Origin of the sequence: Staphylococcus equorum (assembly GCF_029531845.1) — a bacterium.
In the GTDB taxonomy this organism is placed as follows: Bacteria; Bacillota; Bacilli; order Staphylococcales; family Staphylococcaceae; genus Staphylococcus; species Staphylococcus equorum_C.
The window spans coordinates 77736-104065 of sequence record NZ_JAMBPV010000007.1 but is presented as its reverse complement, the minus strand read 5'-3'; the positions used below and the strand labels follow the sequence as shown (position 1 = coordinate 104065).

23 protein-coding genes are annotated in these 26330 nt (G+C 31.8%); 5 read left to right on the top strand and 18 right to left on the bottom strand.

All coding sequences use genetic code 11. From position 1 onward, the window contains the following. Positions 1-11: 11 nt before the first annotated feature. Positions 12-680, top strand: coding sequence for an N-acetylmannosamine-6-phosphate 2-epimerase (locus M4L39_RS09920; protein WP_277581869.1), 669 nt, complete (start codon positions 12-14; stop codon positions 678-680). Between the two features lie 123 nt (positions 681-803). Here M4L39_RS09920 and srtA read toward each other — a convergent pair whose 3' ends face one another. After that, a complete protein-coding gene (gene srtA / locus M4L39_RS09915) occupies positions 804-1403 on the bottom strand; it encodes a class A sortase SrtA (protein ID WP_277581868.1) in 600 nt (199 codons plus the stop codon). A gap of 222 nt (positions 1404-1625) precedes the next feature. Here srtA and M4L39_RS09910 point away from each other — a divergent pair, with 222 nt between their 5' ends. Then, complete coding sequence (locus M4L39_RS09910) at positions 1626-2129, top strand: GNAT family N-acetyltransferase (protein WP_277581867.1); 504 nt, start codon at positions 1626-1628, stop codon at positions 2127-2129. A 310-nt stretch (positions 2130-2439) separates the two neighbouring features. On the opposite strand, the gene M4L39_RS09905 is transcribed toward M4L39_RS09910, so the two are convergent. Continuing rightward, positions 2440-3114: a haloacid dehalogenase type II gene (locus M4L39_RS09905; protein ID WP_277581866.1), complete on the bottom strand. Its 675-nt coding sequence runs from the start codon at positions 3112-3114 to the stop codon at positions 2440-2442. Positions 3115-4586: 1472 nt separating this feature from the next. Between M4L39_RS09905 and M4L39_RS09900 the strand changes: the two genes are divergently transcribed. Beyond that, positions 4587-6557 (top strand): helix-turn-helix domain-containing protein, encoded by a 1971-nt coding sequence (locus M4L39_RS09900; RefSeq protein WP_277581865.1) that lies wholly within the window; start codon positions 4587-4589, stop codon positions 6555-6557. Between the two features lie 108 nt (positions 6558-6665). Here the strand turns inward: M4L39_RS09900 and M4L39_RS09895 are convergent, their stop codons facing one another. The 9 genes from M4L39_RS09895 to pgsB all read right to left on the bottom strand — a co-directional run bounded on the left by M4L39_RS09895 (position 6666) and on the right by pgsB (position 17006). Beyond that, positions 6666-8390 (bottom strand): glycosyltransferase family 2 protein, encoded by a 1725-nt coding sequence (locus tag M4L39_RS09895; protein ID WP_277581864.1) that lies wholly within the window; start codon positions 8388-8390, stop codon positions 6666-6668. 151 nt (positions 8391-8541) lie between these two features. Continuing rightward, positions 8542-10230 (bottom strand): teichoic acid ribitol-phosphate polymerase TarL, encoded by a 1689-nt coding sequence (gene tarL / locus M4L39_RS09890; RefSeq protein WP_277581863.1) that lies wholly within the window; start codon positions 10228-10230, stop codon positions 8542-8544. A gap of 136 nt (positions 10231-10366) precedes the next feature. After that, entirely contained in the window at positions 10367-11395 is a 1029-nt protein-coding gene (locus tag M4L39_RS09885) for a ribitol-5-phosphate dehydrogenase (protein WP_277581862.1), read from the bottom strand. Continuing rightward, positions 11388-12104, bottom strand: a complete 717-nt coding sequence (locus M4L39_RS09880) for a D-ribitol-5-phosphate cytidylyltransferase (protein WP_277581861.1) — start codon at positions 12102-12104, stop codon at positions 11388-11390. Before M4L39_RS09880 ends, M4L39_RS09885 begins: the two co-directional genes overlap by 8 nt. A 405-nt stretch (positions 12105-12509) precedes the next feature. Beyond that, positions 12510-14159 (bottom strand): gamma-glutamyltransferase, encoded by a 1650-nt coding sequence (locus tag M4L39_RS09875; protein WP_277581860.1) that lies wholly within the window; start codon positions 14157-14159, stop codon positions 12510-12512. 2 nt (positions 14160-14161) lie between these two features. Continuing rightward, a complete protein-coding gene (locus M4L39_RS09870) occupies positions 14162-14320 on the bottom strand; it encodes a hypothetical protein (RefSeq protein ID WP_172793174.1) in 159 nt (52 codons plus the stop codon). Further along, positions 14310-15380 carry a CapA family protein gene (locus tag M4L39_RS09865; protein ID WP_277581859.1) on the bottom strand — a complete coding sequence of 357 codons (1071 nt, stop codon included), beginning with the start codon at positions 15378-15380 and terminating at the stop codon, positions 14310-14312. Before M4L39_RS09865 ends, M4L39_RS09870 begins: the two co-directional genes overlap by 11 nt. 14 nt (positions 15381-15394) lie before the next feature. After that, complete coding sequence (pgsC, locus tag M4L39_RS09860; RefSeq protein WP_277581858.1) at positions 15395-15847, bottom strand: poly-gamma-glutamate biosynthesis protein PgsC; 453 nt, start codon at positions 15845-15847, stop codon at positions 15395-15397. A gap of 1 nt (position 15848) precedes the next feature. Then, entirely contained in the window at positions 15849-17006 is a 1158-nt protein-coding gene (gene pgsB, locus M4L39_RS09855) for a poly-gamma-glutamate synthase PgsB (RefSeq protein ID WP_277581857.1), read from the bottom strand. Positions 17007-17446: 440 nt separating this feature from the next. Here pgsB and M4L39_RS09850 point away from each other — a divergent pair, with 440 nt between their 5' ends. Both M4L39_RS09850 and M4L39_RS09845 read left to right on the top strand, forming a co-directional pair. After that, positions 17447-17773 (top strand): hypothetical protein, encoded by a 327-nt coding sequence (locus tag M4L39_RS09850; protein WP_277581856.1) that lies wholly within the window; start codon positions 17447-17449, stop codon positions 17771-17773. 171 nt (positions 17774-17944) lie between these two features. Continuing rightward, on the top strand, positions 17945-19099 hold the full coding sequence (locus tag M4L39_RS09845; RefSeq protein WP_277581855.1) for an ArgE/DapE family deacylase: 1155 nt from the start codon (positions 17945-17947) through the stop codon (positions 19097-19099). A 272-nt stretch (positions 19100-19371) separates the two neighbouring features. On the opposite strand, the gene M4L39_RS09840 is transcribed toward M4L39_RS09845, so the two are convergent. From M4L39_RS09840 to ptsG, 7 genes are all read right to left on the bottom strand, one after another. Beyond that, the gene (locus tag M4L39_RS09840; RefSeq protein WP_277581854.1) at positions 19372-20346 is read right to left on the bottom strand and encodes an alpha/beta hydrolase fold domain-containing protein; all 975 of its coding nucleotides are present in this window, start codon (positions 20344-20346) and stop codon (positions 19372-19374) included. 149 nt (positions 20347-20495) lie between these two features. Beyond that, positions 20496-21014 (bottom strand): GNAT family N-acetyltransferase, encoded by a 519-nt coding sequence (locus M4L39_RS09835; protein ID WP_277581853.1) that lies wholly within the window; start codon positions 21012-21014, stop codon positions 20496-20498. 374 nt (positions 21015-21388) lie between these two features. Then, a complete protein-coding gene (locus M4L39_RS09830; protein ID WP_277581852.1) occupies positions 21389-21715 on the bottom strand; it encodes a thioredoxin family protein in 327 nt (108 codons plus the stop codon). Between the two features lie 173 nt (positions 21716-21888). After that, the gene (locus M4L39_RS09825) at positions 21889-22863 is read right to left on the bottom strand and encodes a D-cysteine desulfhydrase family protein (protein WP_277581851.1); all 975 of its coding nucleotides are present in this window, start codon (positions 22861-22863) and stop codon (positions 21889-21891) included. Between the two features lie 30 nt (positions 22864-22893). Further along, on the bottom strand, positions 22894-23415 hold the full coding sequence (locus M4L39_RS09820; RefSeq protein ID WP_277581850.1) for a VOC family protein: 522 nt from the start codon (positions 23413-23415) through the stop codon (positions 22894-22896). Between the two features lie 56 nt (positions 23416-23471). Then, positions 23472-24020 carry a GNAT family N-acetyltransferase gene (locus M4L39_RS09815; protein WP_277581849.1) on the bottom strand — a complete coding sequence of 183 codons (549 nt, stop codon included), beginning with the start codon at positions 24018-24020 and terminating at the stop codon, positions 23472-23474. A gap of 179 nt (positions 24021-24199) precedes the next feature. Further along, positions 24200-26233 carry a glucose-specific PTS transporter subunit IIBC gene (gene ptsG / locus M4L39_RS09810; protein ID WP_277581848.1) on the bottom strand — a complete coding sequence of 678 codons (2034 nt, stop codon included), beginning with the start codon at positions 26231-26233 and terminating at the stop codon, positions 24200-24202. Positions 26234-26330 lie beyond the last annotated feature (97 nt).

Here is a 26330-nt window from a genome sequence, read left to right as displayed (position 1 = left end):
AGTGTAAAATTATGTTACCACAAGGATTAATTGTTTCATGCCAAGCTTTATCTGATGAGCCATTACACTCATCATTTATCATGTCAAAAATGGCTCTAGCTGCATACGAAGGTGGCGCAGTTGGCATTAGAGCAAATTCTAAAGAAGATATTATTGCTATCAAAAAAGAAGTCCGCCTACCTATCATTGGTATCGTGAAACGTGATTACGATAATTCAGACGTTTTTATTACTGCAACAAGTCAAGAAATTGATGAATTAATTGACAGCAAATGTGAAGTAATTGCCTTAGATGCTACACAACAAAAACGTCCTAAAGAATCACTACAGGAACTTGTTTCCTATGTACGCCAAGCAGCACCAAATGTCGAAATTATGGCTGATATTTCAACGCTTGAAGAAGCACAATACGCGGACGAATTAGGTTTCGATTATGTAGGCACTACATTACGCGGCTATACGTCTTATACTAAAGGACATATTTTATATGAAAATAATTTCCAGTTTCTTAAAGATGTTTTAGCAAACGTTGATGCTAAAGTCATTGCTGAAGGTAATGTCATTACCCCTGATATGTTCAAAACAGTTACTGATCTTGGTGTGCATTGTACTGTCGTTGGCGGAGCAATTACACGTCCAAAAGAAATTACAAAACGTTTTTTAGACGTTATCGATAAATAATATAAAAGACCGTTATCAAGCGATTATTGCAAGCTCATGCTTGCCATTAAACTACACTCTTGTTAAATCACAGTAGTTTATTACAATCATCTCGATACGGTCTTTTTCAAATTCCAATATCCATTAAGTTGCTTCTGCTACAAATATTTTACGGTCTTCCCATTCACCGGTCTGGTCGTTATAGTTATCACAAGTTATTAAAGTTAATTGCTGTTTATTTGATTGTTGTTCTTCTAGAACTTCGACATCTTCAGGTTTCACATCAAATATTTTAGTGATTTTATATGCCTTTTGCTCATTACCAGTTTTAAAATAGACACTGCTTCCTTTTTTTGCTTTTGATAAGTTAGAAAACTGATAGGTCGATGAACCTGTATACGTATGACCAGCAATTGCAATGTTTTGATCTTCTAATGATTCATCTGTTTCAGCAAAACTCACGCCTCTTTCAAGTTGTGTTGGTGTCGCTGGTCCAGGGTAAACTGGCGTTTTTATATCTGCATCTGGTACAGTGATATAACCTGCCATTTTTGATTTGTCTTTTGGTATTTCAACATTAGTTTGTTGGTTCTTGTTGTGTTGTTTATCGAAAGTTTCAACCTTTTCATCCTTCTCTTTTTCAGTAAAATAATTATCAAGATGTGGCTTGGCAAAGATATAAATAGCCGCCAATATAAGCAACACTCCAACAAGTGAAATGAGTCGGCTCCCCCATTTTTTCATGCTTTGTAGCTCCTTTATTAACTTTAATTATTATAGAATGCTTCATAAGTATAGCACAACACATAATTAACTATATATTCCTACCCTAAGGTAATATCAAGATGTTAACTTTCATAACAATAAATTGCGTATTCATCATATTAGGTGTTAAATATAAATAAATAGTTTTCTAACTACACTAATGAATGGTTTTTGCAAAACCTCACTGAAAGGATGACATTTATGATACGCTACGCAGTTCAAACTGACTTACCTAATATATTAGACATCTATAACGACGCAATACTCAACACTACAGCAGTTTATACATATAGTCCTCAAACTTTAGAAGACCGAGAAGCTTGGTTCAAAAAAAAGAGAGACAATAATGAACCAGTACTCGTTTATGAAGAACAAGGAGAAGCAATTGGCTTTGCAACTTATGGTTCATTTCGAGATTGGCCAGCCTATCAATACTCAATAGAACATTCTATTTACGTCAACAAACAGCATAGAGGAAAAGGTATTGCTTCTCAATTACTCTCAGAAATCATTCAACAAGCACATAGCAATGGCTATAAAACGTTAGTCGCTGGTATTGATGCTACAAATGATTATAGTATTTATTTACATAAGAAATTTAACTTTACGCATTCAGGCACTATCCATAATGTAGGTTATAAATTTGATAAGTGGCTTGATCTAGCCTTTTATCAATTAGATTTAAGCACTATTCCGTTGAAATAATACTATACATTTCAAATATTTGAATTCGACAACTTCATAAACGAAATTTAAATATAATATGTTATCTACTTAGCATATTATATTGATTTTTATAAAATTATAAACACCACGACTACTCAATTTATATATTATTTTGTTTGAAAAATGGCAGTGATTTGGGCAGACTCCTGACTCATTAATAAAGTACTAGCCGAAGAGTACAAGTTGAGGCTGCATCTGCAGAAAGCGTGCACAAAAAATGCCCACAAAGTTGTAGGCTTTGTCGACACTCTGAACAGCCCTAAAATTTAGGGCTGTTTTATTATTATATTTATTTGTTCATTTCTAACCATTTTGCCATTTCATTTAAATTATTCACTGTAATGGTCGGTGACTGTCCATTATCATCATATTGTTCACCTTTGCGGTTTACCCATACGGTATCAAAACCAAAATTAGCTGCCCCTGTTACATCCCAAGAGTTTGAAGACACAAACAAAATATCTTCTCTAGTCATTTTATAATATTCTAATATGAGCGCATAACTTGCAGGGCTTGGCTTATATTGTTTAATCTCATCCACACTAATTACAGTGTTTATATAGTCACTGATTTTTGAATTGTCGACTAATGGCATTAACATACTATCATTACCATTGGATAGTATACCTATATCAAAACCCTTGCCATTTAAATTAGAAAGTACACGTGGTATTTCATTAAAATAATTTAAATCTAAAAAGGCATCAAATAATTGATTCACATCGTCCCTATTATACTGAATTTTATGTTCATCTAGCACATATCGTAAAGCATCTTTTGTTAAATCATCAAATGGGATATAGCGCTGCATAATTTGTCTTAAAAACATATGGTTTAATTGTGTCTTTCGCCATAGTTTTGAAATCGATGCTGCTAATGCATCATCAAATTGAGTCATATCATTTTCTAAAGATGACATATCAAAGATTGTTCCATACACATCAAAGATAATAGCTTTATACATATTGAACCTCCCCTTCTTGATAAAATTAAACTACTTACTCTTTAGCACAATAATGACATGTTAAACAGTTTTGCCCTAAGATTTAAACTTAATATATTAAATTCTCACTTTTTCTTATGCAACATTTATATTGTTCGCTATAACTCGACTGATTTTCGCTTTTCTAAAGTTTTGGTAAATTTATACATATTACAATTATTTATTGTTTAATCGGCTATAGAGAAATAAGAGAGGAGCTTGGTGACTATGGAAAAACTATTTTTGTCTGATATATTAAACCTTTTTGTCATAGCCTTAATATACATGGTCGTTATCACGTTAATACTGTTCTCACTTGATCTGTTTGAAATCAAGACAAGTGGCTCCATATTTTTAGAAAAACTTAGCACTATAACTATCTTTCAAATTTTCAGAAATACTTTATTTAATGGTTTATTCACTTTGTTTTTATTTATTACCTGTTCAATTTTACTTTTTAAATCTATAGACTTATATGCTAAGCAAAAATGATTCTACCAAAAATTTATTTCTCTCTCTTTATTTAGTGCTAACTTATTTTAATTTCAAAAAAGTCAAACCATTTTAATCAACCTACTTTGAATTGTGCAATTTTTTATTATTTATGTATTTTATATTGTAAGACTACATTGTTAGTTATATAATATTTATAGAGACTGTGTTTGCGTTTTATATAAAGGCCCATAATCGTGCCGTTTATCATCATAGTTATATTCTATTCCCAGAATTAAACTTTATGCACCCGTTTTAATAAAACGTGTAAACATGTTTCTCAGCAAATGAGCATATACTTTAATATGCCCCTTTGCAAAGAGATCTAAAACCACTTTCAGGCTGTGGTTTTAGATCTTCTTGTATTGTCACTCTCCTCTACTATCCACGTAAATAAATCATAAAGTTAATACGCCATCTTTATTTCTAATTACAACAAACTCATTTCTTTTTAATTATTTAATACTTCTCTCTACAATTTTTATCACACAATCAAATACTTTCTCTCATTTTCATTGAAAACAGAGGTACTTATATCATCTTTTTATGTTTATTTCATATATTGATCCTATGTTTAAATTTTATATAAAAACTCATTTCTTTTAACCAATACCACGTTTTCTCTTTCTAAACCAAATGTACTATTTATTTGTTCAGAACCTAATAAATTCAATAAATTTCAATTATCCTTTAAGAAATAGTTTATCTAAACGACGATTTATTACTTTGAGATATCCTTTTATTAATCTTGTTTAATATTCGAACATTTTTTTATGTCACAGTTGTACAATAGCGTTATTACTATAAAGCAATCGGTTTATATTTAGGCAAAGGTGATATTTGTGATAAGTTCTTTATCTATTAGAAGTCATTACACAACTGAATTAACACGCTGTATAAATAAAGTTATTATACTCCTTCCTTTAGGGAAGCCATGTAAAATTAATTTGAATGGGTCAATTATGACCATTGAAAATGGTATTATAATTAACAATGCTGATTTATATCAAATGATTGATGTTCAAGATCTCCTTGAATTAAATATCCCATTACCTCTATTTATTGAAAAAGGTGCATGCTTATCCCATTCATTTTTTGACTTTAATCAAATACGTTATGTAGAACAATTCAAAAATTTAATTTTACAAAAGCTCTATAATAATTCCCAAGACCAAAATGTAATGAATTACTATATTTCTAATATAATTGAGTTTTTACTAAAAGAAGCAAAAGTGACATTACAATATAATTATTTACCACCCCTACACACGAAGCACCCACTAGTTTATCGCCTAACACAATATATCCATAAAAATATCTATGACACTTTAACCACTAAGCAAGTGTCCAAAACATTTTTTATTTCACAATCCTATATCTCTATTTTATTCTCAAAAATATTAACTATGAATTTTAAACACTATATAAGTTCATTGAAAATTGCCTTATCCATCTTTGATTTGATACAAGATAATAAAACAATTAACGATGTAGCAACAAAATATAAGTTCATGAATGTGAGTACTTATTCAAAACACTTCAAACATTATATCGGTGTGCCTCCTAAAAGGTATATTTATCAATTTAGAAAAGGTTATTTCAACAATCCTTATCAAATAGCAATCAACGAACCTAATCTATCTAAATATTTTTCGGATATTTATAAATATTCTCGTAACCAAACAGATGCACCCTATACTTTAAATCTATCTGACTTATCCTTTAACCAACGCTTCGCAGATACTTTTACCGTTATTCGATTAGATAATTTACAAGACTTACTAAAATTTAATCACAATGCTATACATAATAATATTTATTCCAACTTCTCTAACGTAAATTTTTTAATTGAAAATACAGACTTTGTATACTTAAATGATTTAGATACTCAACAGTTATTCGCTACAATTAAATATTTAATTACTCAGGGTTATGATTTAACATTTAAAATTACTACTTTAAATTTAGTGCAAACATTTGATTATCATGTACTTAAAGTACTGAAAGAAACTCTTAATACTAAAAATTGTTTAGAGCAAATAACTTTATTATTTGAACTTGAAGCCAGTTCTATTAAAGATATGCCATTACTCACCAAAAGGTTAAATCACCAGCTTCCTTTGTTAAAAACAGGAATTGTTATAGATCCTTTGATTGAACATGGACATAACCTGACTCACATCATTAAGAAAATTAATGCATTACAAGTAGATTATTTTTACATTAATTATGATTTAATTACATTTGGAAACTTAATTTCAAAAAAATTAACTTATTCTAAATCAGAAAATACTTTAAAACAAAATATACGATTGTTCCTGCATCGAATGGGGGTAAAACATTCAAAAAAATTAATATTTACTAAAATAACGCATAACGCATTGCAAGTTTATTTCAATAATGAGACTGAAGCTACACATATATTATTGACTGAATTACTTATTGAATTGAACCAATATATCGGTGGTTTTGGCTATGCGTATTATACAGATGACAAAAAGCACTTTATGCTTATCAATCATCACCAAAGCGCAATGCCTATCGTTCATGTTTATAGTTTATTGAAGCCTTTTTTCAACAATCACGTTGCATTGCTTTCTTATGGCATCATAGCTAAAACAAAAAGCCATTATCATTTTTTACTATTTAATAATCAAAGCAATACGCCTTATAAATCCGTAGAAGTCAATATTAACCATAACTTCTCCAACGATTTCCCTGTATTTACGCGTATACTTAATCGTGACCATGGTATGGTTTCACATTTGATACCTCACAAGCTCAATCAAAAATTTATTAATCCTGCAATACTGAAACAAATAAATAATACCAACTATCCATTAGCAAAATTGAATATGAATTCTCATAAAGAACCTATGGTATTGACAGTTTCTAACTCTTCAATTTTATATTTTATGATTCCCATAAATTAATAAATGGTTAAACAAAAAACGACTGTTAGATTTCCGTAGAATTCTAACAGCCGTCTATTCAATTTCGAGTTTATACTTAAACGTATTTAAATTTAGACTAATATATAATTAATACTTTAAAACTAAGTGCGGCGTTTCAATTCTAAAGTTCTTTTTAAGCTCAGTTGATTTCACTTTCTCTTGAACAGTTAAATGATATGTCATCTTATCGTTTGTTATTAAACTGTTTAAATAACCATATGTGAAGCGTCTAGACAACATGAGTGCTGTCATGCCTTCCGATAATAAGTAATTGAATTTTAAGCTGCGTAACTGTATCGTTTTACTATCTTTAGAAGTAACTTCTAACATGTCATAAAGTTTATTGTCAGTTACATAGAATGACAGGTTATCAAAGTCTTTTGTGAAGTATGGCGTAAAGCGATAATATTTATTATTATTTTCTGCAATTGTACTTGTCTCTACTTCATAAGGATATTTTGCTCGTTTACTACCAATACGTTTTTCCACAATCATATTATCTACTCTCATCTCTAAAAAAACATCCCAAACTTTTTCTTTCACCAAGTATGGAATTATATCATTCATCGATGCACTAAATTTAAAACGCGATTGATCATTAATTGCTAATGGTACATAAATTAGCTCTTTTTTATTTCGCGATACAAGTTTTAATTGAATCATCGTCGCAACATGATTAGGATTAATAATTGATTTTAAGAATTCTAATTCAATTTCAAACCCTATATCATTAAATTTAAAACGTGACATTCTTATATCAGGTTTAATCAATTGTTTGAATTTGAAAAACGGCTCATTTTCGCCAAATTGTATCTCTAGCTCTCCTTGGTGTGCATTATAGTTATAAAAGCGACCATTTTTATAACTTTCTTCAACCGTTTGATAACGTTTCATATCTTTTAGTCGTGCATAATACAGCAATGGTTTCAACGCATCGTTTACTAATTCGTCGACTTCTGAAGGCACTTTTTGAATAAAGTCACCTAATGCATCCATCCAAGTTTCTTTTTTATCATCGGCTATTTTTAGAGAGAAATTATTAGTTCTTGAGAAAGAGAAATGACGATCTATAAAATAACCTAATACCATATGTTTATTGTCTAAAGGACTTTCTAATATTGCTTCTGTTATCAATGACATGACCTTGTAAAAATCTTCTGGTGAAACATAGGCTGAACTCATATGCTCACCTTCACGTTTTGTAGCATAATAATAAGGTTTATCAGCTAATACGGCTATTTTATCTGCATTAAGATAAGCTTTCATTGTAAATAGTTGATCTTCTGCGCTACGCAAATCTTCTGGGAAATCGATATTATTATTGCGCAACAATGAAGTTCTATAAAACTTAGTAGGACCTAGTGTATATATGATTCTAGAATTTTCCAGTGTCACAGAGTCGCTCGTTTCTTTAAACATAGACCTTGGAACCCCACGACCATTTACGCCTTCCATTCTCACTAATACTACATCTGCATTATTGTTATCTACAAATTTAGATACATCTTTTAATGTTTCATTATTAATATAATCATCAGAGTCTACAAAAAATACATATTCTCCTTGAGCAATTTGTAGTGCTGTATTCCTTGGCTTACCTGGTCCACCTGAATTTGCGTCAAGTTTTTTGACAATTAAATTCATTTTATCTTTATATGGTTCTACAATTTTCAGTGTGTCATCTGTTGAACAATCGTCAACAAGTATCACTTCAAAATCCTTTTTATCATATTTTTGGTTTTTCAAACTGTTTAATAACTCTTCAATATATTTCTCTGAGTTATAGCTTGGTACTATAATTGAAAATTTCACTTTATTTCACCTCATAAAAAAGTGAGTTAAGATACAATGCAATATACTTAGTTTAATAGCAAATAAATTACACGCTATATCTTACCATCAGCCTATTTATCATTGTACTTAACTCACTATATTCATCTTATTATTTTAGTTGTTCTTTAAGTTAACTTCCAAATATATTTCTTACTAAACGTTCACTTGATCGACCATCTTGATATTTAAAATGTTTATCTAAGAAAGGTGCTACCTTTTCTACTTCGTAATCGCTAGTATCTAATGCTGTAATTAAATCTTCAAATGATTCGATAATTTTACCAGGAACAAAAGTTTCATACGGTTCATAAAAGTCGCGTGAAGTAATGTAGTCTTCAAGATCAAATGCATAAAAGAGCATTGGACGTTTAAATACTGCGAATTCATATACAAGAGAAGAATAATCACTAATCAATATATCTGTAACAAATAGAATGTCATTAACTTCTCTAAAATCTGATACATCTACAAAATATTGTTCATACTCTCTAGGTATATTCAGCCTATTTTTCACGAATGGATGCATTTTGAACAGTACAACAGCATTATTTTCACGACAATAACGAGCAAATCTCGCAAAGTCTATTTTAAAGAATGGGTAATGTGCTGTGTGATGGCCACTGCCTCTAAACGTCGGTGCAAATAGAATAACTTTTTTACCTTTAATGATAGGTAAATCTTGCTCCATTTCAGCCACAATTTTCCTTTCATAATTTTCATCGAAAAGTATATCTGTTCTAGGCACACCTGTTGGTATAATATTCTGTTCTTTAATACCAAATGCTTCTCCATAAAAAGGAATGTCTGTTTCAGATGATACAAAGGCTTTTGTATAATTTCTGTGATTGACAGAATTAAAGAACGGGCCGCCTTTTTTACCAGTACGGCTATATCCAACTGTTTTAAATGCACCTACTGCATGCCAAACTTGTATAATTTCTTGGCTTTTTCTAAATTTCACTGTATAGAGTAATGGGTGAAAATCATCCACGAAAATATAATCTGCTTTACCTAATAAAAACGGAAACTTAAATTTATCAATGAAATTTCTTCTAGCAGAAATATTGGATTTAAACAGGGCATGGATTTTATACTTTTCATCTAAATTTTGACGTAGCATTTCGTTATATACGTACTCAAAGTTACCTGACATATATTCTCTTGAATCAGAAGTGAATAATACTGTATTCCCTTTTTTTAAGTGGAAAAATTTAGTTACTTTAAATATAGATTGAAATACAAAATTACGCATGTTAAAAGAGTATCTATTATATTTTAATCGCAAGTCCATCATTTTTTTCTTAACCGGGTTCACTTTCGGTTCCGGTGCTTTAAAATTAATATTCAACACAAACTCATTTACTTCGCTCGAAATCATTGGTTGAACAGTATATTCTGTTTTCTTTGAATTGCCACCCTTTTTAAATATCAACTCATAATGTTTCAAAAGATAATTATTTTTTCCATTTAGTGTTTCTTCTGCTTCGTATTCTTCTAGTTGGATATCATCTAATTCATAACTATTAGGATTCAGTAATGTTCCATTGATATGTGCAATATAATCAAAATGATCCTTGTAGACAATGAGATATTCACCAGATGGAAGATAGTTTCCATCATCTAAAATCGCCACATTAAAACGTGCTTTAAATTTGTTTCCTTCAATTTTCACATCATTTGCTGCTAATTCTTTAGTTTCAGTCAAATTTCGTAAAACAAAATTTTTCTTGTTAAGCTCAATATCATTAACGTGACCTTCAATAAATAATTGAATTCGCTCCCAATAAATGTCATCAATTATTATTTTAGATTTGCTCAATTTTAAAAACCCTCTCTCGTTCAATTAATTAGTTATAAAATTGCGCAATGTATATTAATAACTAATTTAGAATAGTTTAAAATAAGTATAAATTGAATTTTCAGTTATCTTGTTTGCATTTATATATTCATGTTATTTACATTGTCCATTTAAGAACAGTCTTGCCCCATGATGTTGATAAATCTGTTTCAAATGCTTTTACAGCATCATTAATTGTTTTAATATCAAATTCATTACCTTTTAGAAGTGCTAATTTTTCAACGACATCAGGATTGTCTTTATAAAATTGAGCAACGTCTCTGAAATCTTGCGCACCACTTCTACTACTACCAAACATCGTTATACCTTTTTCTAGTACAAGACGTGTATTTACTTCTATTGGATATTCACTTACGCCTAATAAGCTAATTGTCCCTTCTGGAGAAATCAAATCAATAATCTGATTCACCGCTGACTGGCTTCCTTTACCGCCTACACATTCGAAACCATGATCAAATGAGACATCTTCTGGCACCTCATGAATATGATATATATGTTCTACAAATGAAAAGTGACTTAATTTATAATCTGTTTTACCAAAAACATAAATTTTAGCGTCTGGGTATAGTTTGTGGAGTAAAATCGCTGTTATATAACCTAAATTCCCATCTCCCCATACGCCAAAACTATTTTTATGTGAAATTGATTTACGTTCAAAACGTTGAATTGCGTGCCAAGCTACGCTGACTAATTCAGAATAAGCAATTGTACTTAAATCTTCGATGCTCTCATCTATTTCAACGACTCTATCGTGATCCATAAATACATAATCTTGCATAAATCCGTCAAAACCACTAGATCTAAATTTACTGCTTGGCAAATAATTTTCAGCTATGACATCATCTTTTTCTACAGGTGTATTAGGTACCATGATGACTCTTGTACCAATCTCAAACATACCTTTATTGTCATAAACAACTTCACCAACACCTTCATGAATCAATGACATCGGTAACTTCTTTTTCAGTACTTTTTCATTTCTACTACCTGTGTAATATCTTTGATCTGCTGCGCAAATTGACAAATACAATGGTCTTACAATAACTTTATCACTTTTAATGTCTTCATTATTATATGTTACTTCAAATTGTCTTGGAGCAACGAGTTGATATACTTGATTAATCACTCGACATCCCACCTTTTATGATTGAGTTAGCAACTTTAAGATCATAAGGTGTCGTTATTTTGATATTGTATAATTCTCCCATAACTAGTCTTACAGATTTGTTTCCTACAACTAGTATTTTACAGGCATCTGTCATAATTTTCTTATCGTCGCTTGAGAGCTCATTATAACTATTTCTTAATAAATTAATATTAAATGATTGAGGCGTTTGACCTTGATACATTTCACTTCTAACTGGTATAGACTGTATGGACTCACCATCTTCTGATGTGATGATTGTGTCAGTCGCAGTTATTACAGTATCAACAGCACCATATTTCAAAACACTTGCTATATTTTCTTTAATAATACGATGTGTTAAAAACGGTCTAACTGCATCATGTGTAACGATAACATCTTCATCAGTAACACCGTTTTCAGCTTCTGCTGACTCTATAATACTCATAATTGTTTCATTACGGTCCTCACCGCCTTGTACAACTTTAATTCTGTCATCAGTAATATTATGTTTACGTAAAGTATCTTTCGTATGAGAAATCCATTTTTGAGGTGTAGCAATAAAGATTTTATCGAATTCACTTGTTAATAAAAATTTCTCTACTGTATGAATAAGGATAGGTTTCCCATCTAAATCTAAAAATTGTTTTGGTAATGGAACATTTCCCATTCTCGATCCAATACCTCCTGCCAAAATACCAGCATATATCATATTTTTCCCTCCTATGTAGTTGTTGCTTTTTTAACTTTTTATTGTATTCTAAATTTTTATAATTAAATAGTCTTCTATATAACTTTATTTTATAAGTTTATTTTTACACTGAACTCATAAAATACATTGTATAAGCATTATATTACCAAGTATTATAGTCTTTTTCTACTTATATCCATCCCCGTACAAGTTAATACAGTTTTTTTTCTAATTCCAAACCATATCTTTACTTTTATAATAAATATTACAGAACTTTATAAAATTTATTTTAAAGCATCATAATAAATTAATTTAAATCGATAAGGCAAAAAAGCAGATTTCCTTAAATAGGAAATCTACCTTTTCACTTTTCTTCATCAAATTTGTGTTTCTTGCTAGACTAATAAATTTAGATTGCATCTTGTATTATCTATTACCAACATCGTGTCCTATTTCTACAGTCTTATCATTTTTATTGTAAAGTGCTGCTTGAACACTACCAAAGTTAGGATCATTTCGTTTTTCCTCTACTTCAAAACCTAAACTTTTGAAAATAGCAACGTCTGCCTTACTCATAGCGTTTTCATAGAATACTTTACCGCCATCATTGTAAAAGCGTGGTTTATCTATGGATTCTTGAAGTGTGCCATTACCTTTTAAGTAATCTATCAGCACTTCATTGGTTGTGGTTGGAATCTTATTACCTCCAGGTGTCCCAATGCCCATATAAAAATCAGGACCCACGACTATACTTGGAGCTGTATAGGATCTAGGTGTTTTATGTTTCCCGCCATGGTTAGGACTTGTAGGATCAGAAGAAAAGTTTGTTAATGAGTTGTTCATATAAAAACCTTCCTTCATATAGTCACCTGAACCAAAGAAACTTGATAATGTATTGGTTGTACTTGTTACTTTGCCCTCTTTATCAACTACAACAAAGTGTGTTGTACTTGTATTATCGATATTATTTGTATTGAAGTTACTTTCAAAGTTAACTTCGTTTAGTTTACCTAGTAAATAATCTTGAGATAAGTATTCATCGTAATCTTCATCTTGGCCATTGACTATATCTCTATTTCGATACATAAGTGCTCTCGATTTTAAAATACCAGTAATATAATCTAAACGGTTATTAGGTGTAGTTTGGTGATTTGAATCTGTTTGGTCGTTTCCTGGCGTAGCCTGACTATTTTGTGGCACTTGATTATTTGTTGCTTCATCTATTTCTAAACCTTGAAGCATCAGCGTCCCACCTAATGGATTAGATGCAGAGTATATTTTAGTGTTTAAATAATCTGTACTGACAGGTTCTTTTTTCGTTGTTTTATAACTATTAAAATCTTTTTCAGTCACTTCTTCCTCTACTTGGTCAGAGACACTTTCGCCCACTTTATCATAAAAATAGTCTGGTCCATGATCCCTAATTCCTTTAATTGTTTCAGCTAATTCTGGTTGTTTAACTACTTCACCTTCTCTTTTTGTTTTATCACCCTCAAAGAATGGTGAGTCTCTATCAACATCAGAACCATATAATTTCAAGCTGCGTTCTAATTCCGAATCTACTTCAAAACCTTCTTCTGCTAAAGGAATCACATAATTTAAAATTTTCTCTTCATCCATTTTACCCGCTTCTTTATGTGCATCATGCAATCCTCGCACAAAACCTGGTGTACCAATTTCGTCTTTCTTATCATATTTAAATGATGAAATGTCTTTGTATTGCCATTGTTTTGGCGCAACATTCGGTTTTCCATCATAAGATAACATTGCGCCTCCGCCGCCTAAACCAGAGGAGTGAGGCTCGGTTATTGCTAATGCATATGAAACACCCATGGAAGCATCTACAGCATTACCTCCATCTTTAATAATTTTCTCCCCCACGCGGGTTGCTATTGGGTTATTAGAAGCAACACCGTAATTTTCATCTGATGGGTTCTGATCATGATCAGCAATCTTATTTTCATATAATTCATCTTTATTATAATTATCTTCTTTTGTTGCAATAAAAAAGATAAAAGAAATGATTATAGTAAGGAGTAAGATTACGATGAGCGTTTTTTTGTTATAAATACTCATACTTAAGCTCCTTTAGACAAATATTGGTGATGCGATGTTTTAAGTTCATTCTGTTCATATTGATCTAAACCTTCATTCGCACGAGCAAATACAATTAATAAAAAGATGACTAATACTATTGAAACTACTGTAATACCCACCCATTGTGTTTTAATGTTCATATACGTAACCTCCATTCTCTTTTTTAAGATCCACACTCTTACTTTCAATATTGTTCAATAATTTAATTTCTTCCACTTTGTTAGGATTGGATTCTGTTATTTTTCCACCTTGTGATTTAATTGGCGTTACCATAAATTCTGAATCTTTACCATTCCAATTTTGTTGAACAGCTAATCCTTGTTTATTCTTAGATAAAAAATCTTCAGAAGTTACGTTACCAAGGCTATAAAAAATACTAGTATCTTTGTATTTTTCAATCTTTTGAACAACTGAGTTATGGCCAACAATTACATCTGCACCAGCATCAACAAGGGAATGCGCATATTTCTTTTGTCTCGTTGTAACAGCACGTTCATCCGTTATTCCCCAGTCGACATTGGCCACAACGTAATCATTTTCTTCTTTTAACTTTTTAATTAAAGGAATATATATATTCGGTTCTAAACTCACCGACGTTGTATTTTTCAAGGTATCAGTGTAATCAGATTCAACATCTGTAAACGAAACGTTGGCAATTTTTTTACCTTTAACTGTTTGTTGTACTGTTTTACTATTAATAGGATTCGAACCATTTCCAGTTAAGTAATTATAACCAGCCTGGCCTTCTACCGCTCTATTAAACTCTCTCGCTGTTATATTATCGGTGACTTGGTTAATAATATTTAAACTTTTAATATTTAACCCCCTTAAAAACATGACGTTCTCTAAATTTTTATTAATATTTGTTTTTCTATCGTCTGAAAAATTGGTGAGTTTTAAGCTTGCTGTTGAATAATCACTTGCATTTAAAACACTTTCTATCGGATTAAAGGTGTCGTTAATATTATTTTTTCTTATATGCTTATTCATTTCTATATTACCTAAATAAGTCATCCTTATATCATCTTTGGCTTTCTTCATAGCTTGAACTGGTTCAACCTTTTGCGATGATATAGTGAATACTAAAAGTGCAATTGCCCCTATTAAAATAATGGCGGTGTATATAGAGTTACGTTTTTTGTGACGTTTCGTCCATTTTAATACCCGTTCCTCTATAGTAAATCGTTTAGATTGTTTCATATTTATGCTCCTTACTAATTGATAAAGCTATAAAAGAATAAGATAACGTAAGTAATACATGTTAATAACATACATGTAGATAAAGTAATAATGACACCTTGTTTTTGAATAGTATTAGCTATGATACCTGGAATAACAACGCCAATCCCGGACATTTCCACCATTTCAAATGGGGTTAAGGGATAAACGATGTCAAATACAAATTTTAATACCATACCAGTAAGTATCATTGCCGCAAATTTCCTACGGCCATATAAAATTACGATTCGACTTACACCATGATTAACAATGAAATATGTAATGCAACTAATAATGAGTACGGATAGTAACATTATCGGCTGATCAAAAATCAAAGCTAAATATCCTGGTACTACTAAACCAGCTGGACTAATACCAAATTTCTCGGCAAAGATTAGACTTAGTACAATACCCACAAATAATGAAAAATATAACTCTGAACCTATCATATTATTTGATCCCTTCTATATATTGCGCTATTTGTTTACCTGGTCCGTGAATGTTACCCACACAGAAAACCAAGGCATTTTGTGACTCTTTATATAATGCGCTCTCAACTTCTTTTATATCTTTACCTTCGAAGTTTAAATACTTCTTATTAGTCTGCCCTTTCATTACATCATTGACCATTTGAGTACTTTTACCTGTACAAATTAATGTATCAAATTCGACATCCTTTAAAAAATCTTCACAAAACTGTCTCGTTCTGTCGATTCTGTCGGAACGACAATTTAATATGAGTACAATTTTTTTATATGGATAATTATAAGTTTCAACTTTGTCTAATATTGCTTTTGACGATTTTGGCTCATTTGCAGCAAATGCATTAACATAAACGTTAGTTGAATGATTAGCGTTAAAGTATTTAACTTCAACAGCTCCAACATCAGGTGGTGCATTGAGCATGCCACGCAAGGCTGTATCTCGATCTATACCCAGCGCTTCGGCAACGCCCATAGCAATTGCAACATTATCTGGGAATACGATGTAACCGAACTTTCTTAGATAGGATTCAGGAACATCTTCTTTATCAACAACAATTAATTTTGTTTTACGTTTTTTAGCAACTTTAGCAAAAAATTTAGTGTAGTCATCTTTCATTACTACAAGATGACCTTTGTATGGAATGGTCGCTGTAAATGCCTCGGCAACCTCGTTTAATGTCGGCCCTAACACATCCATATGATCTTCCATCACATTAACAATCACACCTATATTTGCTTTCACTAAGTCTTTTTGAAATGTAATTTGATAATCTGGATTAACTGCCATACATTCATTTACTAAGGCATTGGCTTTTTGTTTTACAACTTTACGAATAATGTCACGTTGTTCGCCGATATTTGCTCCTTGAGGCTTCCTATAAACTGGATACTCTCTTGGCGTAAACCAATACAGCATACGTGCATCTGTTCCTGTTGTTTTACCTATTACTCGGTAGTCGTCCTCACGTAGTGTACTGTAAATCAACCTAGTTATAGTGGATTTACCTCTTATACCATTTATATTTATGCGTATTGGAACTTTTTCTAATCTGTAGGAATGTTGTTTTTTCTCAACAATACCTAGCCAAAGTATTAGACCTACACATATGATGATGAGTAGCAAATTTCATCCCTCTTTTCAGCAGCGTATTTAATTTTATGTAAATATCAAAGTAGGTTAAGCATGTTATTAATACATAGTGAAGATGTATCAACTAAAAATAGCATTCACAATGTTTTAACAATTCCTACCTATCAATACTGTTATGCTACCATGTAGTTATTGATTTAATATAAATTGTTTGAAGAATTGATTAATTATTCGTAAATTCAAATTTACATTAGATGTAATATTCATCTTTTATCTATATAAAGCCTTATATAATGGTATTTATATTTTTAGAAAAAATAAATACTTTTTATCGAAAAATTTAAATTTAATTTAGTATTGCTGTTTTTTACCATAAATAAATATATAATATTTACTACTTCTTAACATGTTATTAAAATTTAAATGTTATCTTATGTGTGTAGGAAACAATAAATCTATGTAGGAGGCAGTTTATGAGTAAATCTGTGAAATTAGTAGTTTCTATATATCTTGGTGTTGTATTTCTTATCACTTTTAGCTATCTCATTATGATTTTAATTGGTAGTATTCAAGGTAATGATATGAAGGGTGCAGTTTTAGATACTGCCAATCCTACAAACCTTGAAAATGTAGAATACAATAACGAATCTTCATCAGGTAAAACATCAACTGAAAGTAATAGCGTACCTGATGAATTACAATCTAATCTTACAAATACATTGAAAACAAAAGCCTTATCACACAATGTTAATTCTCATACATGGTCCCTAGATCACACTCAATCTAAGAGCCATGTATGATTTTTTTGTTAAACATACGATGTACGCTCAAAATATAAATAAAAACTCAAATGAAATTTTCTTTCAGTACTCATCTTCTTTTTCAGTACGTTAAAATTTAATTAGTCGGAATCTTCAGATATAATTAAATTGATAGATGGTTATTATTTAAAGAAAAGGAGTTTTATTAAGATGAGTAAATTTTCAGAAGCAGAAAAAGTTCAAGTACTAGAAGATTTAGTAAGTATTAAGTCTGTAAATGATCACGAAATTGAAGTATGTGAATATCTTAAAGATTTATTAACTAAACATGATATCGACTCCAAAATAATTAAAATCAACGATACACGTGCAAATTTAATAGCAGAAATTGGTGAAGACGGACCAGTTTTAGGTATTTCAGGACATATGGATGTCGTATCAGAAGGCGATAAAAATAAATGGACCTATGACCCATTCAAATTAACTGAAGTAGATAATAAATTTTATGGACGTGGCTCTGCAGATATGAAATCAGGACTTGCTGCTTTGGTTATCAGTTTGATTGATATCAAAGAACAGGGCTTATTAGAACATGGTAGAATTCGTTTACTCGCAACTGCAGGTGAAGAAATCGTAGGCGAAGGCGCAAAAGCTTTCCAAGAACAAGGCTACATGAAAGATGTAGAAGCGCTCGTTATTGCCGAACCATCACAAGATAGAATTGTTTATGCACATAAAGGTTCAATGGACATTCGTGTCACTTCAAAAGGTAAGGCTTCACACAGTTCCATGCCACATCTTGGTTTCAATGCAATTTCACCACTTGTGAAATTTGTTTATAAAGCGGATGAAGGATTTGAAAAATTCGATAAAAGTAATACCCTTTTAGGTAATGCCATTATGAATGCTACTATCTTTAATGGCGGTAACCAAGTGAACTCTATTCCAGAACACGCTGAGTCAGAATTTAATATCCGTACAATTCCAGAGCATGATAACGAACAATTTATTTCTTATTTTAATGAAATTTTAAAACAAGTTGAAACTGATCAGACAGATATTGAAATCGATACTTATATGTCTAGACCACCTGTTTATACAACTGGCCAAAATAAACTAGCAGAATTAGCACGCGAAATGGGCACAAAATATTTAAATGCTGATTTACCTTTGGAAGCTTCACCAGGTGTAACCGATGCCTCCGACCTACTTGTAGATAAGGACGAAGACTTCTCATTTATTATGTATGGTCCTGGTTTAGTCAGCCAAGCGCATCAAGTAGATGAATATGTAGAAAAAGATGTGTACTTAGCTTTTATTGACTTATACACAGAATTTTTACCAACTTATTTAAAAAATAAGTAATACTGCTAACCCATGTCGTTTCCTCAAATAACTCAAGAAACAATATTTTATATATAAATTTAGACAATAACAATGAATGTTTGATTATATTTTTTCGTTTAATAATGGCAGTGCTTTGGGCCGACTCCTGGCTAGTTATTAAAGCACGAGCCGAAAACTACAGGCTAAGGCTGTGCCCGTGGAAAACGTGCACAAAAAACTGCCAACAAAGTCGCCACTCTAAAAGGGCTTCCCAAAAAATTGGAAAGCCCTTTTATTTATGTAGCTTATTTTTAATATTTATTAATAATTTGCTTTAGTTGTTCTAAAAATTGTCGCCTTTCCGGAATTGGAAAGATCTGATGAATATGGAATAAATTATAACCTAAAAAGAAATCATGCTCTATATTTTTTTCATTTAATAAATTTGATAATTTCACTGCATCTGGATATAACGTTTCTTTTGTACCTATTGAAATTGTGATGTGTCCTAAGCCATCTAAAGTACCATATATTGGAGAAACGCGCCAATCAGTTAATGGTATATCGCCTGCCCATAATTTCATGAAATATAGTGTACCGTTAATACCTAACATAGGATCTATTTTTTCATACGCAGGTGCTTCAGGATTAGACAATGTCGCATCTAAAACCGGAGAAATCAATACAATGTTACTTGGCTGTGCTAAGCCTAATATTTTGATATATTGCGCAAATGATAATGCAATTTGACCGCCTGTCGAATCCCCCATAATAATCACTTGTTCTGGGTATTCTACTTGTGCAACTATCGTTTTATAAATTTCAGTAAGCAATTCAAACGTTTCTTTATAAGTTGCGTGTGGTATTTTTGGATAAACAGGCATAATAACTTTCGCATCCAATTCATCTACAAGTAAATCTATATACTCAAAGTGTGTTTTAATAGGGTCTTGAAACCACGCACCCCCATGTAAATACAATACTACCCGCTGCTGTCTATCTGATTTATCATCCACTATATAAGTGGTTACATTTTGTATTGTTGTAGTTTGAACATGGTTTCGAAAGTTATAATCCGTGTCTTTATGTGGCCCTTCTGTATCTTTCATCACAACTTCCAGCATTTTTCTCGCATGCTCTACACTTTCAAATGGCTTTTTCATTTGAGTAACTCTTATTGTTGCTTCATATAAAAAGCTTTTATAGCTACGTTTTTCTTTTACTTTAGCATAAAAGTAGGAAGTTATTACAGCAACACTCGTTAATGCTACAATTTTTTTCAACAAAATATATAACCTCCTTAAATTCGTCTGATATATATTTTACAATAAACTAGTCCATATTTTTAGTAAAAGCAATTACGCAAACTCAATATTTTAATTTTATGTATATACAGCTAATTTCTTACTTTTACCTTGTCGTTTTCACTAGACAGCTACAACCTACTTGTAAAATTAGGTATAAAGTCTTGATCCAATATCTTTGCCATATACAGTTCATCATAGTAATGTTCATCCATGTAAATCGATTCCCGTTTAATACCTTCGATTTTAAAACCTAATTTCTCATAAAAGTTTATAGCAGGTGTATTCGATGTAATCACGTTTAATTCTAAGCGTCTTAACCCCTTGCGCTTTGCCCACCTAATTGTTTCATCAAACATTTTTGTAGATAAACCCTGCTGCTGTTTATTGTTAACGAGCCCTGTCATAATATAACCAATATGTTTCACCTTAGATAATGTACTAATATGTGCAGAAAGATATCCTAAGATTTCATTATCATCTGTTTTTACACCAATATAAAAATTACGCTTAATATCATCAATAAATGCTTCTTTATCAAAACTGCGTTCATCTGGCAAATACAACATATATTGCGTTTCTTGATCGATTTTCTTCATACAAGCATATAATTCCTCTGCTTCATCAGGACAGATTCTTTCTATTCGCATATACATCCCCCTATTGCGCTATTAATATTCTTTATCATACATTATTTTTAGAAAATATGACACTTTTAATCTAATTACTCGCATTTTTATTTGGGGCAATTTAATTATTTTGTGTTACTACAAGTATTAATGACACAAAAAAGGGCAGGTCAGAAATCAAAATTTGATTTCATATTCCCGCCTCAATAGGGTTGCTAAATAGCTAATTTATTACATGCATGTTGTATTTATATCTCGACCACTTTATAATAAAATGGTTTTCTATGTTTAATTTTCCCACTCTGCACTGTGATGCTACGCTTTATGAAAAGTAGTACTGATTTATTAACCATTTTCGACTCAAAATAGACAAAAAAATCACACGCTACAATGTATTAACCTATACTTTGATACATCATATTCAACTGATGTTCAAACCGTTGCATATCAATAAAGCGACCTTGTCTATGCATTTCTTTTCCATCTAAATATATTAAGTCTACTGGCACAGTAAATATCGATAGTTCGCCAGCGATAGCTTCTAATTTGCTTTGGTTTATAACGCCTAGCGACACCTTAGGGTATTCACCTACAAGTCCTTCTATTTGTGGTAAAACTGCATGACAAACGCTACAATTGTCTCTCATTACATGGATAACCACCAATTTATGATTGCTAACAAACTCATAAAATGATTCTATCGTAGTCAATGTTCGCGTCATTTTAAACACCATCCTCGCCACACAAATTGTATCTCATTATGAAACATTTTCAGAAGACTAATCAACGTATTTGCTCCGAAAATACAATAACTCAATATTTGAAAACACACCCATAATCTTTTATTAATCGAACATATTATATTTTTAAATATAGCTTTTGAGTATTATAGTGACTAAGCATTTTCTAACAATAATTGTTGGATACGCGTTCTTATCTCTTGTGTATAGCCTTGTAAGCCGCCTGTATGAATAAATAAAATGGATTGCTGATCATCATAATGACCTTGTTTTATTTCCTCAACGAGTCCTCGAAAAGCTTTCCCCGTGTAAGTTGGGTCTAGAATAATACCTTCTTGTTGCGCGATATCAATATAAAATTGTAGTTCTTCATCCGTTGCTTGGCTATATCCTAAACCAATATATTCGTCGTTGATTAAAATGGTTTCAAATGAGGTCGTGTCATTGTCTAAATCTTTAATAATCTCAATAACTTTATTTTTAAAGGTTTCAGCATTTTTATTTACAGCATATCCAATAATTTGAGTTGCTAAATTATTACTCGTTTTGCCAAACCAAAGTCCAGCATATGTCCCACCAGAACCAACCGCAAAATTAATAGAATCAAACTGAATCTCCATCGCGATTTCTTGTTCTAATATTTCTTCATAAGCATCAATATAACCATGCGCGCCTATCCAGTCAGATCCACCAGCTGGTATTTTAAATGGTGTTTTGCCACCTTCTTCTAATTCTATATACAATGTATCCATCGCTTCCTCTCTTGAGGCAATGGGTTCTATAAGATGTACATGAGCGCCTGACATCGTAGCCAAAAACAAATTCCCTTCATATTCTGCCATTGTGCCCCTTAATATTAAATGACATTCTATATTGTATTGCGCACATACCGCAGCAGTTGCACGGGCATGATTAGATGTAATTGCTCCAGTTGTAATGATCGTATCATAGCCATGATCTAATACATACTGAATTGTGTATTCTAACTTTCTCACCTTATTTCCTGAAATTTCAGTGCCTGTATAGTCGTCTCTTTTGATATAGATGTCTTTACCTAACGACTGACTTAAGGATTCTAATTTATAAATAGGTGTCTTTAAATTCGCGATATTTAATTTTCGTTGTAGCATTATCAATTCCCCTTAGTTAAAGTTTAATTTTTATTTTTTAGGCTTAAACACTTTAGCTTCACTGTCATCCGGATAATAATAGCCGTTAGGGATGGTCTGTAATTCAATTAAACTTCCCCATGGCGTGTGTATATATACAGTTTTATTATTTGTTGTATCTTCGTATTTTGTATTACTGTGTGGTTCTGAAATTGCTTCGCCACCTGCTTGTTTCACTCGGTTTAAAGTAGTTTCAAAATCATCTACGTAAAATGAAATATGTGTAAAACCAATATCTTGTAACGATGCCGGACTTTGCTGAGTAGCATCTTTAAATTCAAACATTTCTATATTAGGTCCGTTATGAAACACCATCATGCGCTTTTTTATAATTTTTGCCCCTTGTTCTATATCTAAGACATGTTCTACAAATGCACCTGATCGAGAATCATCAACTTTGGTTTGACTATCATAGGCAATCTTTCCATTCAAAGCTTCTTTGAAAAATGTAGTTGCAGCTTCGATATCAGGTACTGTCAATCCAATATGATTTATGCCCCTTGTGATATCCATATACATCTCCTTTCAAGATATTATTTTTTAAACGTGGTGAAAGTGCTTAATTTATTTCATTGAAAATGTTCTTTTAATAATATATAACGGTTCATATCTCTAAATTCATTTCCATCGAACACATCTTGATAATCAGTAGCAACAAAAGAAAAGCCAACTTTTTCAGCAACTTTATTGCTTGGTATATTTCGAACATCAGCTAAAATAGTCAATTTATTTAAGCCTAATGTTTCAAAAGCATAATGGCACATACGCTTTACACATGTTGTTGTAATTTGCTTACCTGAATAACTTTCAGCAATCCAATAACCAATTTCTGCTTTACGATTCTTCGTATCTATTTTATGTAAATCTATGGTACCTATAAGATCATCTTCATAGTAAATAAGAAATAAGCGACCTGTATTGTCTGCATGTTGTTGAATCATCATTTTCAAATATGCACTTTCGTCTTGCACTGTGACATCTTCAGTAATAAATTCTAAAAATGGTTCTAAGTGTGAAAAATTTTCTTTAATTGTTTGATATAATGCTTTAGCCATATTTAACTCTGGTGGCATAAGTGTTACTTTAGGCATCACCTGCATTGATGGTCTATAGTTCATAATTTCACCCTCATTTTTAATATAATCATAATCCCTATGATATTTATAATTTCAGAATATTTCAACATTTTATCTTAAAAAATAAAAAACAGTTCGAATTTTTATCAATTCGAACTGTTTGAGATGCTATAAAACTAGGTTATTGTAATTTCATTTAAAGCTTGTATTTTTATGATTGTTTAGTCTTGTTTAACTGTCATAATCAATTGTTGTGATTTCACATCTTCTACGTCAGTTATTTCAAGTATTCGGTTTTCTAAGTTTGTTAATATCAATGGCGTCACAATGCTAGGTGCGTTAGCTTTAATATAGTCTAAATCAACTTGCATTAGCGTTTGTCCTTTTTTAATTGCGTCTCCTGTATTAACCATACTTTCAAAACCAGCCCCGTCTAATTTAACGGTATCAATACCAATATGGATAAGTAGTTCTATGCCTTCATCTGACTCTATACCCATGGCATGTTTTGTAGGGAATATTGTTTTCACAGTACCGTCAAACGGTGCCACAATTTCTCCATCTTCAGGAACAAATCCAACACCATCGCCCATCATTTTTTGAGCGAACACTTGGTCAGGTACTTCTGATAAAGGTATGATTTGACCTCTACCCGGTGAATAAATTTCCATTTCATCCAAATCATCCATATGTGTAACTTTATTATCATCCTCTACTGGCACTGTCGTTTCACTTGGTTTTGTAATTTCACCTTTCATAATCATAGCCATATCATGCTTGATTTGATCAGATTTAGGACCAAATATTGCTTGCATATTATTACCCACTTCTAACACGCCAGAAGCACCCAATGCTTTCAATCCAGCAACATCGACCTTACTCTTCTCTTTCACTTCAACACGTAGTCTTGTGATACAAGCGTCAAGATGTTTAATGTTTGTTTGCCCACCCATTGCATCTAATACTTCAAATGGCAATTCACTCGCTGATGTAATAGAAGCTTCAACTTGTTTGTCTTCACGACCAGGCGTTTTGTAGTTGAATTTTGTGATAAAGAATCGGAATACAAAGTAGTAAATCACTGCGTATACAAGTCCTACTGGAATCACTAGCCACCAATTTGTTTGGTTCGGTAACACTCCTAATAATATGAAGTCTATAAAACCACCCGAGAATGTATAACCTAAATGCACATCTAATAGATACATTGTTAAGAACGCTAAACCATCCAGTATTGCGTGAATAAAGAATAATACTGGCGCTACGAATAAGAATGAGAATTCTAATGGTTCCGTAATCCCCGTTAAGAACGAAGTTAAAGCTGCAGAACCCATCAAACCAGCCACAATTTTCTTACTTCCAGGTTTCGCTGTATGATAAATAGCCAAAGCTGCTGCAGGTAGACCAAACATCATTACTGGAAATTCACCCTGCATAAATTTACCTGCTGTTAAATGACTACCTTCACGTATTTGTTCTATAAAGATACGTTGGTCACCACGAATAATATCTCCTGCTGCGTTAGTCCATGAACCAAATTCGAACCAAAACGGTGCGTGGAAAATATGGTGTAAACCAAACGGTATTAATAAACGTTTGATAAATCCGAATAAGAATACAGATAATCCTGTATTGGAATCAAGTAATCCTTCACTAAATGCATTTAAACCCATTTGAATATGTGGCCAAATTAAAGCCATCGGAAATGCTAATACAAATGAAGTCAGTGCCATCATAATTGGCACAAATCGTTTACCAGCAAAGAATCCTAAATATGATGGTAATGAAATATTAAAGAATTTATTATAGCACCAAGCAGCAAGCGCCCCAATGATAATACCGCCAAACACCCCTGTTTGTAATGTTGGTATACCTAAGACACTCGCATAACCACTCGCAGCATCATTTACGTTATCTGGCGACACATGTAAAAATGCTCCCATTGTTTTATTCATAATAATATAGCCGACAAATGCAGCAATAGCTGCAACACCGTCACCACCAGCTAAACCGATAGCAACACCCATCGCAAATATAATTGGCAAATTATCAAATATAATACCACCTGCGCCAGCCATCATTTCACCGACGCTTTGAATTCCTCCATTTTGTATGAATGGAAGATATTGTTGTAGGGATTCCCCTTGAATTGCTGTACCGATTGCTAGTAATAAACCAGCGGCTGGTAAAATTGCGACTGGTAACATTAAAGCTTTACCAATTCGTTGCAATTGTCCAAAAAACTTCTTAAACATATACAAAAACATCCCTTCTTATATCTTTACCGTCAAAACGTACACAAAAAGGCATGAGCAAACAGACTATTCCCGATAGTCGCTTTGTTTGCTCATG

Bases quoted from the DNA above. Each gene is read 5' to 3' on its own strand.
- M4L39_RS09850 (WP_277581856.1), top strand. From the start codon at position 17,447: ATGAGTAAATCTGTGAAATTAGTAGTTTCTATATATCTTGGTGTTGTA.
- M4L39_RS09820 (WP_277581850.1), bottom strand. From the start codon at position 23,415: ATGGATATCACAAGGGGCATAAATCATATTGGATTGACAGTACCTGAT.
- srtA (WP_277581868.1), bottom strand. From the start codon at position 1,403: ATGAAAAAATGGGGGAGCCGACTCATTTCACTTGTTGGAGTGTTGCTT.
- M4L39_RS09825 (WP_277581851.1), bottom strand. From the start codon at position 22,863: ATGCTACAACGAAAATTAAATATCGCGAATTTAAAGACACCTATTTAT.
- M4L39_RS09880 (WP_277581861.1), bottom strand. From the start codon at position 12,104: ATGATATATGCTGGTATTTTGGCAGGAGGTATTGGATCGAGAATGGGA.
- ptsG (WP_277581848.1), bottom strand. From the start codon at position 26,233: ATGTTTAAGAAGTTTTTTGGACAATTGCAACGAATTGGTAAAGCTTTA.
- M4L39_RS09835 (WP_277581853.1), bottom strand. From the start codon at position 21,014: ATGCGAATAGAAAGAATCTGTCCTGATGAAGCAGAGGAATTATATGCT.
- M4L39_RS09900 (WP_277581865.1), top strand. From the start codon at position 4,587: ATGACCATTGAAAATGGTATTATAATTAACAATGCTGATTTATATCAA.
- M4L39_RS09865 (WP_277581859.1), bottom strand. From the start codon at position 15,380: ATGAAACAATCTAAACGATTTACTATAGAGGAACGGGTATTAAAATGG.
- M4L39_RS09830 (WP_277581852.1), bottom strand. From the start codon at position 21,715: ATGACGCGAACATTGACTACGATAGAATCATTTTATGAGTTTGTTAGC.
- M4L39_RS09870 (WP_172793174.1), bottom strand. From the start codon at position 14,320: ATGAACATTAAAACACAATGGGTGGGTATTACAGTAGTTTCAATAGTA.
- M4L39_RS09845 (WP_277581855.1), top strand. From the start codon at position 17,945: ATGAGTAAATTTTCAGAAGCAGAAAAAGTTCAAGTACTAGAAGATTTA.
- pgsC (WP_277581858.1), bottom strand. From the start codon at position 15,847: ATGATAGGTTCAGAGTTATATTTTTCATTATTTGTGGGTATTGTACTA.
- M4L39_RS09910 (WP_277581867.1), top strand. From the start codon at position 1,626: ATGATACGCTACGCAGTTCAAACTGACTTACCTAATATATTAGACATC.
- M4L39_RS09905 (WP_277581866.1), bottom strand. From the start codon at position 3,114: ATGTATAAAGCTATTATCTTTGATGTGTATGGAACAATCTTTGATATG.
- M4L39_RS09815 (WP_277581849.1), bottom strand. From the start codon at position 24,020: ATGAACTATAGACCATCAATGCAGGTGATGCCTAAAGTAACACTTATG.
- M4L39_RS09920 (WP_277581869.1), top strand. From the start codon at position 12: ATGTTACCACAAGGATTAATTGTTTCATGCCAAGCTTTATCTGATGAG.
- M4L39_RS09875 (WP_277581860.1), bottom strand. From the start codon at position 14,159: ATGAGTATTTATAACAAAAAAACGCTCATCGTAATCTTACTCCTTACT.